Origin of the sequence: Burkholderia sp. WP42, assembly GCF_000745665.1 — a bacterium.
GTDB lineage: Bacteria > Pseudomonadota > Gammaproteobacteria > Burkholderiales > Burkholderiaceae > Burkholderia > Burkholderia vietnamiensis.
Map to the genome: position 1 here is coordinate 163,625 of NZ_KN050723.1, position 15,221 is coordinate 178,845.

At 70.4% G+C, this 15,221-nt stretch carries 12 protein-coding genes and 1 pseudogene; 8 read left to right on the top strand and 5 right to left on the bottom strand.

The genetic code is table 11. The annotated features are described in order from the left end of the window. Positions 1–106: 106 nt before the first annotated feature. Both EX20_RS23345 and EX20_RS23350 read left to right on the top strand, forming a co-directional pair. Positions 107–925: pseudogene (locus tag EX20_RS23345) on the top strand (DUF6396 domain-containing protein); the annotation flags it as partial. Positions 926–973: 48 nt separating this feature from the next. Continuing rightward, positions 974–1,261, top strand: coding sequence for a PAAR domain-containing protein (locus tag EX20_RS23350; protein ID WP_014724501.1), 288 nt, complete (start codon positions 974–976; stop codon positions 1,259–1,261). A 99-nt stretch (positions 1,262–1,360) separates the two neighbouring features. Here EX20_RS23350 and EX20_RS23355 read toward each other — a convergent pair whose 3' ends face one another. Together EX20_RS23355 and EX20_RS23360 are read right to left on the bottom strand one after the other, a co-directional pair. Continuing rightward, positions 1,361–2,617: a cyanate transporter gene (locus EX20_RS23355; protein WP_034194914.1), complete on the bottom strand. Its 1,257-nt coding sequence runs from the start codon at positions 2,615–2,617 to the stop codon at positions 1,361–1,363. Positions 2,618–2,776: 159 nt separating this feature from the next. Next, complete coding sequence (locus EX20_RS23360; RefSeq protein ID WP_011881417.1) at positions 2,777–3,634, bottom strand: helix-turn-helix transcriptional regulator; 858 nt, start codon at positions 3,632–3,634, stop codon at positions 2,777–2,779. 95 nt (positions 3,635–3,729) lie between these two features. On the opposite strand from EX20_RS23360, the gene EX20_RS23365 reads away from it, so the two are divergent. Further along, positions 3,730–4,623 (top strand): SDR family oxidoreductase, encoded by an 894-nt coding sequence (locus EX20_RS23365; protein ID WP_034194915.1) that lies wholly within the window; start codon positions 3,730–3,732, stop codon positions 4,621–4,623. Positions 4,624–4,875: 252 nt separating this feature from the next. Here EX20_RS23365 and EX20_RS23370 read toward each other — a convergent pair whose 3' ends face one another. Then, entirely contained in the window at positions 4,876–6,252 is a 1,377-nt protein-coding gene (locus EX20_RS23370) for an FAD-containing oxidoreductase (protein WP_011881419.1), read from the bottom strand. Between the two features lie 226 nt (positions 6,253–6,478). Between EX20_RS23370 and EX20_RS23375 the strand changes: the two genes are divergently transcribed. The 5 genes from EX20_RS23375 (at position 6,479) to EX20_RS23395 (ending at position 12,334) form a co-directional block, all read left to right on the top strand. Further along, a complete protein-coding gene (locus tag EX20_RS23375) occupies positions 6,479–7,117 on the top strand; it encodes a LysE family translocator (protein WP_014724505.1) in 639 nt (212 codons plus the stop codon). Between the two features lie 333 nt (positions 7,118–7,450). After that, positions 7,451–8,215 carry a DUF3348 domain-containing protein gene (locus EX20_RS23380; RefSeq protein WP_011881421.1) on the top strand — a complete coding sequence of 255 codons (765 nt, stop codon included), beginning with the start codon at positions 7,451–7,453 and terminating at the stop codon, positions 8,213–8,215. A 10-nt stretch (positions 8,216–8,225) separates the two neighbouring features. Then, positions 8,226–11,033 carry a DUF802 domain-containing protein gene (locus EX20_RS23385; protein WP_034194916.1) on the top strand — a complete coding sequence of 936 codons (2,808 nt, stop codon included), beginning with the start codon at positions 8,226–8,228 and terminating at the stop codon, positions 11,031–11,033. Positions 11,034–11,036: 3 nt separating this feature from the next. Beyond that, positions 11,037–11,681, top strand: a complete 645-nt coding sequence (locus EX20_RS23390) for an OmpA family protein (RefSeq protein ID WP_011881423.1) — start codon at positions 11,037–11,039, stop codon at positions 11,679–11,681. Then, positions 11,678–12,334, top strand: coding sequence for a DUF2894 domain-containing protein (locus EX20_RS23395; RefSeq protein ID WP_034194917.1), 657 nt, complete (start codon positions 11,678–11,680; stop codon positions 12,332–12,334). The genes EX20_RS23390 and EX20_RS23395 overlap by 4 nt, the downstream gene beginning before the upstream one ends. A gap of 97 nt (positions 12,335–12,431) precedes the next feature. Here EX20_RS23395 and EX20_RS23400 read toward each other — a convergent pair whose 3' ends face one another. Next, entirely contained in the window at positions 12,432–13,715 is a 1,284-nt protein-coding gene (locus EX20_RS23400; RefSeq protein WP_034194918.1) for an isoprenylcysteine carboxylmethyltransferase family protein, read from the bottom strand. Positions 13,716–13,835: 120 nt separating this feature from the next. Then, positions 13,836–15,068, bottom strand: a complete 1,233-nt coding sequence (locus tag EX20_RS23405) for a collagen-like triple helix repeat-containing protein (protein ID WP_051974497.1) — start codon at positions 15,066–15,068, stop codon at positions 13,836–13,838. Positions 15,069–15,221 lie beyond the last annotated feature (153 nt).

Below are 15,221 nucleotides of genomic sequence, written 5' to 3' on the forward strand. Positions count from 1 at the left end.
GTGGTAGGTGTGAAATAGATGCGACAAAATGGTGGCCCAACAGCCATACGCGTCGCTCGTGGCCTTCATGCGAGCTTCGAACACGATCGCCCGTTCCGACTGATTCATGAATCGATACGCCATCATCATTGGGCTTGCCCTGGTCGCCTGCGCCTGCTCGAAAAAGGAAATGCCGGGGACCGCTTTGCCCGACATGAGCGCCGTGCGCACGAATCTCGCTTTCAGCTGCACGCATCAGGCGGATCACCTGCCGCCGCTTGATCCACAGGCGGACGGCCTGTTTCGCTACGCGCGGTTTTTGGAGAAGCAGGACGGCACGAAAGATTTCAACGAGGTGGCGCGCTATTACCGGATCGCCGCTGCGCATGGGCACTACAAGGCCAATCAGAATCTCCAGTCGCTGATTTCCGACGGTTTGGCCGGTTCACCCGATGCACCGAAGGAAACGGTCGCGCTTGCCGTGCGACTGATCCAACAAGGCATCCCATCGGGCTACTACGACATCGGTCACTATCTCGAAACCGGATATGGACTGGGACAGGATGCCGAGACGGCACTGCGGTATTTCCGAAAGGCGGCCGATCTTGGAAACCCGGAGGCGCAGGCGTATGTGGCGCAATTACTGGCGCCGCTTGATAAGGCTCCGGAGATTGCCAGACAGATGCGCCAGTGTGCTACGGACCAGGGCTCGCGGAGATACCGCGCGATTCTGGAATTCCTGCGCTCGAACGACGGCCGCAACCCCAAACTCCCCGACATCGACAAAATCGTGCCCCTTCCGCCCGCAAAGCTCCCCCGGTGGGACGGCACATTCGAATGGCAGAAGGAGCAGGACGCCGCCGCCTCGCCACCGAAGCCGTCGGAAGCGACGGTCGATGCGATGGCGAAGGCCTACAATCTGGATCCGAAAACCGGTTTCCCGCTGTAAGAGAAAACCGGCAAGACATTGAATACCTGAACGAGGCAACGACAAATGACGCGATACATGATCCTCGACGGCGATCACACGACCGTGGCCGGAACCGTCCGCGCAACGGCAACGCCGTTCGAGCTTGGCGGCAGACACATCGCTCATGAAGGCGACGACGTGATCTGTCCCGCGTGCAAAACCGTCGGCAAGATTCAATGTGTCGGCCCGCGACAGCCGATGACGGGGCCGGACGGGCGGCCTGTTGCATTGAGCGATGATCTTTGTATCTGCAAGTGCGCCCCGCCGCCGAAGCTCGTCCCGTCTCAGCAAATGATGTCGGTCGACGCGTGACGGGACGCAAGGCCGCAAACCGCGTGGTGGTCGATACGTTCACGTCGCCACCCATGCGCGCCGCAGCGGCCCACGCGCCATATCGTCAAACTCGCCCGCTCAGCACGCCGCGCCGGTAATGCGCACCATGCTGCGCCGATAACCGGCGGGCGCGAACGCGGCGTTCAACGCGGCCATCGCCGCGACCACGCCGGCATGCGCCCACCACGCGATCGCGAAGCCGCCGCCCGCGTCGCGCAGCCAGCCGATCAGCCACGGGCTCGCGGCCACGATCAGGAACCCGACACTCTGCACGAACGCGGCAAGCGCACCGGCGAGTCGTGCGTCGGGAAGATGGTCGAGCGTGACGATCAGGCTCATCGAGAAGAAACCGCCGAGCCCGATGCCGACGCTGGCGACCCACAGCCATGGCGCAAGCGCGGGCATTGCCGCGAACCCGGCGAAGCCGGCCGCCTGCAACGCCAGCGTCGCCCACAGCACCGCACGCCGATCGTGCGCCCGTTTCGCGAGCAGCGGCATCGCCAGTGCGCCGGCGGCCTGGAACAGCGCCATCCATGCAAGCAGGTTGCCGCTCGCCTGCGCGCTCATGCCAGCGCTGCGATAGAACGCCGGCAGCCACGCGACGACGCTCGCATAGCCGCTGTTGCAGAGACCGAAGAACAGCGCCAGCTGCCATGCGCGCGGCACCCGCGCGAACGCGGCGACCGACGCCGGCACCGTGGCCGCGTGCGCTGCATGCACTGCATGCGCTCCGTGCGCTGCGTCACGCGGCGCATGCGTTCGCCACAACGCGAGCGTGACGAGCGCAGGTACGGCCCAGACGGCCAGCGACAGACGCCAGCCGCCGTGCGCGGCGAGCCACGGGCTCGTCATCGCGCCGAACGCCCCGCCGCCGACGAGCGCGGCCGAATAGACGCCCATCGCGAGCGGCAGCCGATCGACGAACCAGCGCTTCGCGAGGCCCGGCGTGAGCGCCTGGATCACCGCGACCCCTGCGCCCGCGACGATCGCGGTGACCACCAGCCCGCTGCCGCTGCCCGCCCACAACCGCGCGGTGCAGCCGGCGGCGATCAGCACCAGCGCGACCGTCAGCGCGCGTCGTTCGCCGACGCGCCGCGCGAGTCCCACGCCGACCCCGGCGACGATGCCCATCAGCACGAACGGCAGGGTAGTCAGCAGCGCAGCCGCGCGAAAGCCGAGGCCGGTGTCGCTGCGCACGAGGTCGAGGACGGGGCCGAATGCAGTGAGGAACGGACGCAGGTTGATGCCGGCCAGCACCAGCAGCGCGAGCGCGCCATACGACATTGAAGCGGCGTGCGGACGGCAGGCGGCTTGCGCGGTGCAGCGGTCGGTCATCGAATTGCTCCAGGACGGGGCCTGCGGCCCCACGATGCGATGCCGAAAGGGTAAAGCTGCGCTGCGCCGCTTGAAAATTAAATATTCGACTGCCTGTCAGTGGGGAATCCGATGGCGCGTCCACGCCGCACGACAGCGCGCATGGGCGACGCCGCACCGCTACATGGCCGGCGCCTGCGCTGCACGAGCCTGCTCGCGCGCAGCGACGAGCGAACGGATGCTTGCGCGATCGGCCGCCGTCGTCGGCGTGAAGATCACGAGGCTCAAGTCCGCACGGCCGATCACGGCGAACGCCGAGTATTCGAGCGTGATCCGCCCCGCGTGCGGATGGCGGATCTCCTTCGTTCCTTCGTCGTGCGAGCGGATATCGTGGTCGCGCCACAGCGCGTCGAATTCGGCGCTCGTCGCGCGCATTTCGTCGATGAAGGCCTGGACGGCCTGGGTCGCGCCGCCGCGCGCGATGTCGGCGCGGAACGCGCCCACCGCGAACCGCGCGACGCGGTCCCAGTTCGGTTGCGCGTCGCGCACGCGCGGATCGACGAAGATCAGCCGCAGGATGTTGCGCGCGGCCGGCGGCAGCGTCGCATAGTCGGTCAGCGTCGCGGCGGCCGCGGCGTTCCATGCGACCACGTCCCAGGTCGCCGTGCGCACGATCGCGGGGCTCGCGTCGAGCGCATCGAGCACGTGCTGCAGGCGCGGCGTCACGCCGCCGCTCGCGTGATAACGCACTTCGGGCGGATGGCCGACGCCGAGCAGGAACAGATGCTCGCGTTCGGCGTCGTCGAGCAGCAAGGCACGGGCGAGCCGATCGAGCACGTCGGCCGACGGCGCGCCGCCGCGCCCCTGTTCGAGCCACGTGTACCACGCGGTGCTCACATGCGCGCGCTGCGCGACTTCCTCGCGCCGCAGGCCCGGCGTGCGGCGCCGCGTCGACGGCAGCCCGAGCGCGGCGGGGTCGAGTTTCTCGCGGCGGTCCCGAAGGTACGCGCCGAGCAGGTTGTCGGGGGCGTCAGCCATAGCCTGTTAGTTCGTTTACCGGTAAACCGTCACGTCTTCACCGCGCGCGGCGGCCGGCAGATAGTAAGCCTCCATTTCATCCGGAGGTGTTGAACATGCGTGTCTTCGTTACAGGAGCGTCGGGCTTCGTCGGCTCCGCGGTCGTTGCCGAACTCGTGGCCGCCGGGCATGCGGTGCTCGGCCTCGCGCGTTCCGACGCCGCCGCAGCAGCGATCGCGGCCGCCGGCGCGCAGGTGCATCGCGGGTCGCTCGAGGATGCCGACAGCCTGACGCGCGGCGCCGAGTCCGCCGACGCGGTCATCCATACGGGATTCAATCACGACTTCTCGCGCTTCGCTGAAAACTGCGAACTCGACCGCCGCGCGATCGAGACGATCGGCGCGGTGCTGGAAGGGTCGGCGCGGCCGCTCGTCGTCACGTCGGGGCTCGCGCTGGTCGCACCGGGCCGCGCGGCGACGGAGGACGATCCGCACGTGCCGGTGTCGGCGGCCTATCCGCGTGCGTCGGAAGCGACGGCGCACGCGCTCGAAGCGCGCGGCGTGCACGCGTCGGTCGTGCGCTTGCCGCCGTCGGTGCACGGCGACGGCGACCACGCGTTCGTGCCGCGCCTGATCGCGTTCGCACGCGAGCGACAGGTGTCCGCGTACGTCGGCGAGGGCGAGAACCGCTGGCCGGCCGTGCATCGGCTGGACGCGGCGCGCGTGTACCGGCTCGCGGTCGAGCGCGGTGCGCGCGGCGCACGCTACCACGCGGTCGACGACACGGGCGTGCCGTTTCGCGAGATCGCGACCGTGATCGGCCAGCGGCTCGATCTGCCCGTTGCGTCGATCTCGGCCGAGCAGGCGCGCGAGCACTTCGGCTGGTTCGCTATGTTCGTCGGAATGGATGCGCCCGCAACCAGCGAGCGCACGCGCGCGGCGCTCGGCTGGGCGCCGACGCAGCCGGGGCTGTTGGCCGACATCGACCGGCCGCAGTACTTCGCGAGCTGACGCACGCGCGAGCAGCGCATGCGGCGCGCGTGTCGCGGCGCATCGCTGCATCGCTGCGATGACGCTTCGATCCCCGGACATTCGGGCGCACGGGTAGTCGGGCACCCGGATGTTCGGACTGTCAGACGCCCGTGCCGAACCGCCGAACCCACCACCCGCCGTAAGGCACTCCCTGCACCGACCGGCTGCGGCCAAGCCGTCGAGCCGTCGAGCCGAAAACGCGCGTTCAAGCGACACCGACGTCGGCGCCTCTCATTCCACCGGATGCAGATCCTGCAGCAGCGTCGGCACGAGTTCGGACACGGTCGGATGGATATGCATCGCGCGGCTGATGGTCGTATAAGGCGCGCGCGCGGCCATCACGTCGAGCAGCCCGTGCACGACTTCGTCGCCGGTCACGCCGAGGATCGACGCGCCCAGCAGCGCGTGGTCGTCCGCATCGACGATCACCTTCATGAAGCCGAGGCTCTCACCTTTTTCGACCGCGCGGCCGACGCGCGTCATCGGCCGCGTGCCGACCAGCAGCCGGCGGCCGGTCTGCCTCGCCTGCGCGAGCGTCATCCCGACGCGGCCGAGCGGCGGATCGATGTACAGCGCATAGGCTGGAATGCGGTCGGACACTTTGCGCGGATCGTCGTCGAGCAGGTTCGCCGCGACGATCTCGTAGTCGTTGTACGCGGTGTGCGTGAACGCGCCGCGTCCGTTGCAGTCGCCGAGCGCCCAGATGCCCGGGACGTTGGTGCGCAATTGCTCGTCGACGGCGATGTAGCCGCGCGAGTCCGTCGCGACGCCGGCCCGTTCGAGGCCGAGATCGTCGGTGTTCGGCACGCGGCCCACCGCCAGCAGCAGATGCGAGCCGGCCACTTCGCGGCCGCCGCCGTCGCAATCGAGGCCGACCACGACGCGCTCGCCGTCGCGCCGCGCGCGCAGGCAGTTCGCGCCGAGCTGCACGTCGATGCCTTCGCCGGCGAGGATCTCCTGCACGGCCTGCGAGACGTCGTCGTCCTCGCGCTGGATCAGGCGCGGCCCTTTCTCGACGATGGTGACCCGCGCGCCGAAGCGGCGGTACATCTGACCGAACTCGAGCCCGATGTAGCTGCCGCCGACGATCACCAGATGCTCGGGCACGAAATCGACGTCCATCATCGTCGAGTTGGTCAGGTACGGCACCGTGTCGAGGCCCGGTATCGGCGGAATCTGCGCGCGGCCGCCGACGTTGATGAAGATCCGCTCGGCCTGGAGCAACGCGTCGCCGACGCGCACCGTGTCGGCCTGCTCGAAGCGGGCATGACCCTGCAACACGGTCGTATGGTCGAGCCCGCGCACCCATTGCTCGACGCCGTGGTTCGAGCGGCCGGCGATCGCGTCCTTGCGCGCCTTCACGGCCTTCATGTCGACGCTGACCGGGCCGGCCGACACGCCGTATTCGTGCGCGCGCCGCGCGAGGTGCGCCGCGTAGGCGCTGGCGATCAGCGTCTTGGTCGGAATGCAGCCGGTGTTCACGCAGGTGCCGCCGAACCGGCCGCGCTCGACGATCGCGACTTTCATGCCGGCGCCCGCGAGGCGCGCGGCGAGTGGCGGCCCGGCTTGCCCGGTGCCGATGACGATCGCGTCGAAGTGTTGCGTCATGACGTCCTCCTGCGCTGGTTCAACGTGGGAACGGAGCGCGCAAGCCGCATGCCGGGCCGGCGCGCGCGAACGGCGGCGAGCGCCCATGGTAGACCGGTTGGCGCCGCCCCGCACGTGCGGCCGCGCTTTCGGCGGCCCGCGAAGCGTGCCAGAATCGGTGGCTTCCCGGTCCGGGACGGACGCGCAGGCGCCGGCGTCGCGGCGTCGCAAGGCAAAGGAGACTTCGATGACTGCATCGGCTGCCGTACTCGCCATTCTGGCTGCGCTCTGGCTCGGCGCGATGATTCCGGGCCCCAGCTTCGTGCTGGTCGCCCGCAATTCGATCGGGCTGTCGCGCCGCGACGGGCTCGCGACCGCGCTCGGCATGGGCGTGGGCGGCATCGCGTTCGGCGGCGTCGCGCTCGCCGGGCTCTATACGCTGCTGCAGGCGGTCGAGTGGCTGTATGTCGCGCTCAAGCTGGCGGGCGGCGCGTATCTGATCTACATGGCGTCGAAGATCTGGCGCGGCGCGGACCGGCCGATCGCGATGGACGATCCGCGGGGCGGCGCGGCGGGCAGCGCGCGCAAGTCGTTCCTGACCGGCCTCACGACCCAGCTGAGCAACCCGAAGACTGCGATCTGGTACGGCAGCATCTTCGCGGCGCTGCTGCCGCAACATCCGCCGCTGTGGTGCTACCTGGCGCTGCCGCCGCTCGTGTTCGCGGTCGAGTTCGGCTGGTACACGATCGTCGCGCTGTGCTTCTCCACCCGCCGGCCGCGCGAGCTGTATCTCCGGGCGAGGAAGTGGGTCGACCGCATCGCGGCCGGTGCGATCGCGCTGCTCGGGCTGCGGCTGATCCTGAACGCGCCGAAGGCCGGGATCTGATGCGACGCGCGCTTGGCGCGTCTGCGATGCACTGACTCCCCGTCACCACGGCCGGCCGATGGTCCGGCTGCGAGCGATCGCGTTCGGCACGAGTAAGGCTCATGGAACCCGTTCGACCGTCGTTGCGAGCCCGGCCGGCTTGCTCGCCGGCGGCCCGCAGCCGCCGCGCGGTGCGGCGCCGTCCCGGCCGGCGCGCCCGCGATCGGCTCGCGAGCCTTGTGCGGCGGGCGTTCCCGCCGGCCGCACGCGGTGCGGTGCCGCATCGCTTTCCCGATTCTGGCGGGCGACCGCGCGACGACGTGTAAACTGCTGCCTTTTTTGACGGTTTGCAGCATGGTGCAAGCACCTCCGCGCCCGGCGCTGAGCGGCCCGACGCTCGTCCGGCTGCTCGCGCGCCTGACCGATGCCGACGTCGCGGAATCCCGGCAGACGCTGTCGGACCGCCTGAGCCAATGGCTCGGCTGGACCGACGCGATCACGCTGTCGTCCGCGCTGAATGCGAACCCGCCCGCTGTCGCGGCCGGCGTGCGCGGCTACGACGCCGAGCGCGACAGCGCGCGCGTGCGCCACGACCTCGCGCAGGCGATCACGGGCGCCCTTCGGCCGCGCACGCGGCGGCGCGCCGGCGAGATGCCGCCGCCGCCCGCCGACACGGCCGATTTCGCGGACTTCCGCCAGCAGTGTCTGTCCCTGCAGCAGGAGATGGAGACGGCGATCGGCCAGTTGCGCGCGCGCCTGCGCGTCGCGCTCGCCGCGCGTTCGTCCGCGCTGGCGCGGCTCGCGACGCTCGACGCGATCATGGAGCGCGTGCTCGGCGCGCGTGAGCGCAGCCTGCTGGGCGCCGTGCCCGCGTTGCTCGGCACGCGCTTCGAGCGGCTGCGCGACGCGGAGCGGCAGGCGCTCGCCGACGCGCAAGCAGCGGCCGATGCCGATGCCGATGCCGCGCCCGACGCGCCGAGCCCCGCGCCGGTCACGCCGGTCGTGCCGGGTACGTGGCTCGACACGTTCCGCGACGAGATGCAAAGCATCCTGCTGGCCGAACTCGAAGTCCGGTTTCAAACGGTGGACGGGCTGCTCGCGGCCCTTCGCACCAGCTAATTCCCAAGCTATGTCCAGAATTCGTCTTGATCTCGTTGTGTTCATCGCCGGCCTGCTCGCAGTGGGCTGGATCGGCGCCGGCTATGTCGCGTCGAACCCGCTTGCGGCCGCCGTCACGCTGCTGATCGGCGCGTGCTACGTCGCCGGTGCGTGGGAGCTGCAGCGTTACCGGCAGGCCACGGCCACGCTGACGCGCGCGGTGGCCGGCTTGACCGAGCCGCCGGCGACGCTCGACACGTGGCTCGATACGCTGCACCCCGGGCTGCGCGGCGCGGTGCGCGCGCGCGTCGAGGGCGCGCGCGTCGCGCTGCCGGGTCCGGCGCTGACGCCTTATCTCGTCGGCCTGCTCGTGCTGCTCGGCATGCTCGGCACGCTGCTCGGGATGGTCGTGACATTGAAAGGCACGGGCGCCGCGCTCGAAAGCGCCACCGACCTGGATGCGATTCGCGCGTCGCTGATCGCGCCCGTCAAGGGCCTCGGCTTCGCGTTCGGCACGTCGATCGCGGGTGTCGCGACGTCCGCGATGCTCGGCCTGCTGTCGGCGCTCCTGCGGCGCGAACGCATCGAGGCAGCGCAGCTGCTCGACGCGAAGATCGCGACGACGCTGCGCGTGCACTCGTCCGCGCATCAGCGCGACGAATCGTTCCGGCTGCTGCAGCGCCAGGCCGACGTGATGCCCGCGCTGGTCGACCGGCTGCACACGATGATGACGGCGCTCGACGCACGCAGCGCCGCGTTGCACGATCGCCAGATCGAAAGCCAGCATGCCTTCTTCGAGCGCACCGAGCGCGCGTATGCGGGCCTTGCCGCGAACGTCGGCGACGCGTTGAAGGAGAGCGCCGCCGAAAGCGCGCGCGTGGCCGGCGCTGCGCTGCAGCCGGTCGTCGCCGCGACGATGACGGGGCTCGCGCAGGAGATGGCCGCGCTGCGCGACACCGTGACGGGCGCGGTGCAGCGCCAGCTCGACGCGCTGGCCGGCGGCTTCGAGCAGACCACCGCCGACGTGACGGCCGCGTGGGGCCGCGCGCTCGACGAGCAGCGCCGCGCCGGCGACGCCGTCGCGCAGCAGCTGCAGACGACGCTCGGCCGGTTCACCGACACCTTCGCGCAGCGTTCGAGCGATCTGCTCGACGGCGTCGCGACGCGCCTCGAGTCCACCGAAGGCCGTCTGTCCGACGCGTGGCGCGATGCGCTCGCGCAGCAGCAGCAGGTCGGCGACGCGCTGGCCGACCGGCATGCGCGCGCGCTCGGCGAAGCCGCGGCCACGTTCGAACGACACTCGGCGGCCGCGCTCGTCGCGATGCGCGACGCGCACGCGGGGTTGCAGACGCAACTGGCTGCACGCGACGAGCAGCGTCTGGCCGCATGGAACGCATCGCTCGCCGCGATGGCCGCGAAGCTCGGCGACGAATGGCAGCGTGCGGGCGTGCACAGCGCAGGCCGTCAGCAGGAGATCTGCGATGCGCTCGCACAGACGACGCGCGATCTGACCGCGCAGGCGGCGACGTTCGAGCAACGCTCGAACGATCTGCTGTCGACGATTCGCGATTCGCACGCGGGCCTGCAAACGCAACTCGCCGCACGCGACGAGGAGCGTCTGGCAGCATGGAGCGACTCGCTCGCCGCGATGGCCGCGAAGCTCGGCGACGAATGGCGGCGCGCGGGCGTGCACAGCGCGGGCCGTCAGCAGGAGATCTGCGATGCGCTCGCACAGACCACACGCGATCTGACCGCGCAGGCGGCGACGTTCGAGCAACGCTCGAACGATCTGCTGTCGACGATTCGCGATTCGCACACAGGCCTGCAAACGCAACTCGCCGCACGCGACGAGGAACGTCTGGCCGCATGGAACGCATCGCTCGCCGCGATGGCCGCGAAGCTCGGCGACGAATGGCAGCGCGCGGGCGTGCACAGCGCGGGCCGTCAGCAGGAGATCTGCGATGCGCTCGCACAGACCACACGCGATCTGACCGCGCAGGCAGCGACGTTCGAACGACGCTCGAACGATCTGCTGTCGACGATTCGCGATTCGCATGCAGGCCTGCAAACGCAGCTCGCCGCGCGCGACGAGGAGCGTCTGGCCGCATGGAGCGACTCGCTGGCGGCCCTGGCCGCCGCGCTGCGTGACGAATGGGCGCAGACGAGCGCGCACGCGGCGACGCGCCAGCAGGACATCTGCGACACGCTGGCACGCACCGCCAACGCGATCACCGCACAGGCGCAGGCGCACGCGAGCGACACGATCAACGAAATCTCGCGCCTCGTGCAGGCCGCATCGGAAGCGCCGAAGGCCGCGGCGGACGTCGTCGCCGAATTGCGCCAGCGCCTTTCCGACAGCATGGTGCGCGACACGGCGATGCTCGACGAGCGCAGCCGCCTGCTCGCGACGCTCGAAACCCTGCTCGGCGCGGTCAATCACGCATCGACCGAGCAGCGCACCGCGATCGACGCGCTCGTCAGCACGTCGGCCGATCTGCTCGAACGCGTCGGCGCGCGCTTCAACGACGCCGTCGATGCCGAGACGCGCAAGCTCGATTCCGTGGCGGCGCAGGTGACGGCGGGCGCGGTCGAGGTCGCGAGCCTCGGCGATGCGTTCGGCGCGGCCGTGCAGGTGTTCGGCGAATCGAACGACAAGTTGCTGAGCCACCTGCAACGCATCGAGGCCGCGCTCGAGAAATCGCTCGCGCGCAGCGACGAGCAGCTCGAGTACTACGTCGCGCAGGCGCGCGAGGTGATCGACCTGAGCATGATGTCGCAGAAGCAGATCGTCGAGGATCTGCAGCAGATTGCCGGTCGGCGCGCATCGGTCGGAGCGTAAGACATGCATGACGAAATCGACGACGGCGCGCCCGCCGCGCCGGTCTGGCCCGCGTTCGCCGACCTGATGTCGGTGCTGCTCGGCGCCTTCGTGCTGATCCTCGTCGGCGTGATCGGCATGCAATTGCAGCTGACGTCGAAGCTCGAGGAAGCCGTGCGCGCGCGCCGGCAGGAAGCGCAGCAGCGCGCGTCGCTGGAGCAGGCGCTCGCGGGGCCGCTCGCGGCCGGTCGCGTGACGCTCGTGAACGGGCGCATCGGGATCAGCGGCAACGTGCTGTTCGCGTTGAACTCGGACCAGTTGCAGCCGGCCGGCCGCGATCTGCTGAAGACGCTGGCCGGGCCGCTCGCCGCGTACCTGAAGACGCGCGACGAGATCCTGATGGTCAGCGGCTTCGCCGACGATCAGCAGGTGCGCGCCGGCAATCGCCTGTTCGCGGACAACTGGGAGTTGTCGGCGAAGCGCGCGCTGACCGTCACGCGCGCGCTGATCGACGCCGGCGTGCCGGCGCCGTCGGTGTTCGCGGCGGCGTTCGGCTCGCAGCAGCCGGTCAGCTCGAACGCCGACGACGAAGGCCGCGCGAAGAACCGCCGCGTGGAGATCGCGCCGGTGCCGCGCAAGAGCGCGTCGAATGGAGGAGCGGCGAAGTGACGGTGGACGCGACGCAGGTGCGCGCGATGCTCGACGCATGGCGTGAGCAGCGCGCCGACCGGCTCGACCCGGTGCGCTTCCATCGGCTCGACGCGCTCGCCAAACGCGCGGCCGCGCTGGACGGCGATGCGCGCGCGCTGCTCGACGCGCGGCTCGCGACGCTGCTCGACGCGTTCGCCGCGATCGTGGCGCGCGCGAGCGAAGGCATAAACGGAGCTGCAACCGCAGCCGCAACTGCGTGCGACAGCGCGCATGCCGGCGCGCAGGGGCCTGCGCGCGGCGCACTCGCCGGGCTCGTCGCGCGGCTCGCGCGCGATGCGCAGGCCGACCGGCGCGGGATCGATCCCGCGCTGATCGACTACTTCCGCGCGACGTGGTCGAAGGTCCGCACCGAGCAGCAGTACCGCCAGTCGCTCGACCAGGTGCCGCGCAACGCGGGGCCGCTCAATTCGAACAGCCTCGTGCATCGGTCGCTCGCGACGATGCGCGAGCTGTCGCCCGACTACCTGCAGCAGTTCCTGTCGTATATCGATGCGCTGGCATGGCTCGAGGATCTGGCCGGCGGCCCGCCGCCCGACAAGGATGCGCCGCGCGCCAAGGCAGCGAAGTCCGGCAAGCCCGCGAAGAAAGTCGCGCGGGTGAGGGCGCGATAACGCCCGTTGCGGCGCTTCGCTAACGGCTCGGCGCCTGCGCGTCGATCGCCGCGCGCAGTGCTCATCGAACCGACGATCGCCGCCGCGGTACACCGCCTCACACCGCCGCGCGCATACCCAACGCGTGCCGCATCCGCGCAAACAACCCGTGCTGCGCGATCCATTCCGCATACGCGCGATAGTCCGGATCGCGCATCAGATGCCGTTCTTCCGTCTTCGCGCGCGTGTAGTAGATCAGGTTCACCGCGACGAGCCCCGCACAGTGCATCAGCGCGACCTGCCAGCCGAGCGGCTCGACGAACGGCACCGATACCATCCAGTACGACAGGTTCTTCGTGATGTAGGCCGGATGCTTCGTGAACCGGTACGGGCCCGACGTGATGATCCCGCGGTTCGTGAGATTCGAAAACCGCAGCCCGAACGAGATCGTCGACAGCGCGTAGGTCATCAGCAACAGGATGATCGCGCCGCCCCAGATCACGCGCAGCGTCGGCGCGGACAGCAGCCAGTTGTCCCAGAACAGCGAGCCTTCGTAGCGGATGTAGTTGTTCGAGATCAGCGACCAGAACGGCTGATAGCAGATCAGCGCGGCGCCCCAGCCGAGCGTGGTCGGCTCGACGGTGCGAACGTGGCTGTCGAGAATGCGGAACGTGCACAGGTAGCCGACGGTGCCGAACATCAGGTCCATCGTGAACGACAGGTCGTACAGGAACACGAAGGTCGCGAGCGTCATCGGTGCGTGCAGCGCGTTCGCGAGCGATGCGCTCAGGTGATCGGCGTCCTTCGACAGGTACACGGTCATCAGCGGCAGGAAGAACGCCTTCACGCCCCAGCCGGCGAGCATCTCGCGCACGGGCTGCCAGCTCGCCGGCCGCTCGCGACGCAACAGGTAGCGGCCCCACAGCAGGTAGGCGTCGTCGGTGTCGCGCTGGTGGCGGTCCATCCACGCGAAGTAGAGCGGCGCCGCGACGATCACGTACGGCGCCAGCGAGCGCAGCAGCGACCAGAACGGCAGATAGAACGCGCCGTGATATTCGGGGAGCAGCCAGTAGATCGCGCCGATGCCCGCGTAGATCGACGTGAGCGCGCCGAGGCGCGTCGCGACGCGCGCGAGCCCCAGCGGGCGCAGTGCCTGCCGCGACAGCCCGGCGCTCGGGCGCAGATACACGCGCGAGACGAAGATTTCGTGCAGCGCGATCGTGCCGATGATCGCGACGCTCGCGATCACGGCGCGGGTCGCCGCGTCGAGCGCCGGCTGGTCGCGCGTGACCCACAGCGCGAGCAGCCCGGCCGCGATGCCGAGCAGCCCGGCGCGAAACGGCGTGGCGGAGCGCGGCGGACGATCGTGGACTGCTGCAATGCCGTCGATGGTGGAATTCATGATCGGATCCTCGTCGGGAGGTGGGCCGGCGTCCCCGCTTGGCGGGTGACGCCGGCCGTCGGCCGGGCTCCGTATCGGAATGGGCCCGGCCACTGGCCTGTCGTTCTGATGGGTGAAGCGTTACTTCTTCGGCGCGGTGGCGCCGAGCAGACCGCCGAGCAGGTTCGTCACCGGCGCGAGCAGGTTGGTCGCGCCGCCCGCGGTGCTGCCCGAACTGCCGGACAGGCCGGCCGTCACGGTGCCGCTGCCGGACGGCGTCGTCACCGTCCCGACCGCGCCGCCCGGGCTCGCCGTGCCGACAGCGCCGAGCGCACCGGTCGGCGACGTCAACGAACCCGTCAGCGTGCCGACCGGGCCGCTCGTCAGCGCGCCGCCGAGGTTGCCGGTCACGCCGCCGCCGGGCGTCGTCACCGTGCCGGTGAGGCTGGCGCCGAGCGGCGTCAGCGCGTTCACGAGGCCCGTGACCGGCGCCAGCAAGCCGCCGACGCCCGCGCCACCGTTGCCGCCGGTGCCGCTGGTACCACCCGTACCGCTCGAACCGATGCCGCCGAGCGTGCCCGTCACGGTGCCGAGCAGCGCGGTGATCGGGGCGAGCGGGTTGGTGCCGCTCGTTCCACTGGTGCCGCCCGAGCCGCTCGAACTGCTGCCGCCGCCGAGCCCGCCCGTCAACGTGCCGAGCAGGCCGGTGATCGGCGCGAGCGGGTTCGTGCCGCTGCTGGAGCTGCCGCTGCCGCCGTACAGCAGGCCGCCGGCCGATGCCACCGTGTTGCCGAGCTGCGCGACGGTATTGCCGGTGCTCGCGCCGACGGGGTTGCCGGTCGTGCTGCCGATCTGCGAGCCCGCGAGGCCCAGGCCGCTGCCGAGTGTGCCGAGCAGCCCGTTGAGCGGGGCGCCGAGCAGCGTCGCGCCGCCGAGCGTCTGCGTGGCGCCGGGCGTCGTGGCGCCGCCGGTCAGCGTGTTGGTGATCGGATTGATCACGCTGCCGAGCTGCGTCTCGAGCTGCTGGACCGGGGCGCTGCTCAGCGCCGTGTTCAACGCCGACGCGGTGGAGTTCACCGCGGTGCCGACCGTGTTGACGAGGCTGCCGACCAGCGTCGTCGCCGGCGCGAGCGGCGACAGCGGACCGCTGCCGAGGCTCGTCACCGCGTTGCCGAGATTGTTGACCGCGCCGCCCGCGCCGGTCAGCAGGCCGGTGGTCGACGTGAGCGTCGGGCCGAGCGGGTTCGGCGACACGCCGATCGAGCCGAGGCCCGCCGCGATGCCGCTGCCGAGCGACTGCACGCCGTTGCCGAGGCTCGTGACCGCGTTGCCGACGCTGGCGGCCGTCGTCGGGTTCGTGCCGGGCACTTGCACGCCGCCGATCTGCGAGCCGCCGTTCGCGACGGTGGTGCCGAGTGCGGTGACCAGCGTGCCGGTTTGCTGAAGGACGTTGCCGAGCGGGGTGGTGGCGGTGCCCGAAGTGCCGGAAGTGCCCGAGGTGCCCGAGGTGCCCGAAGTGCCCGAAGT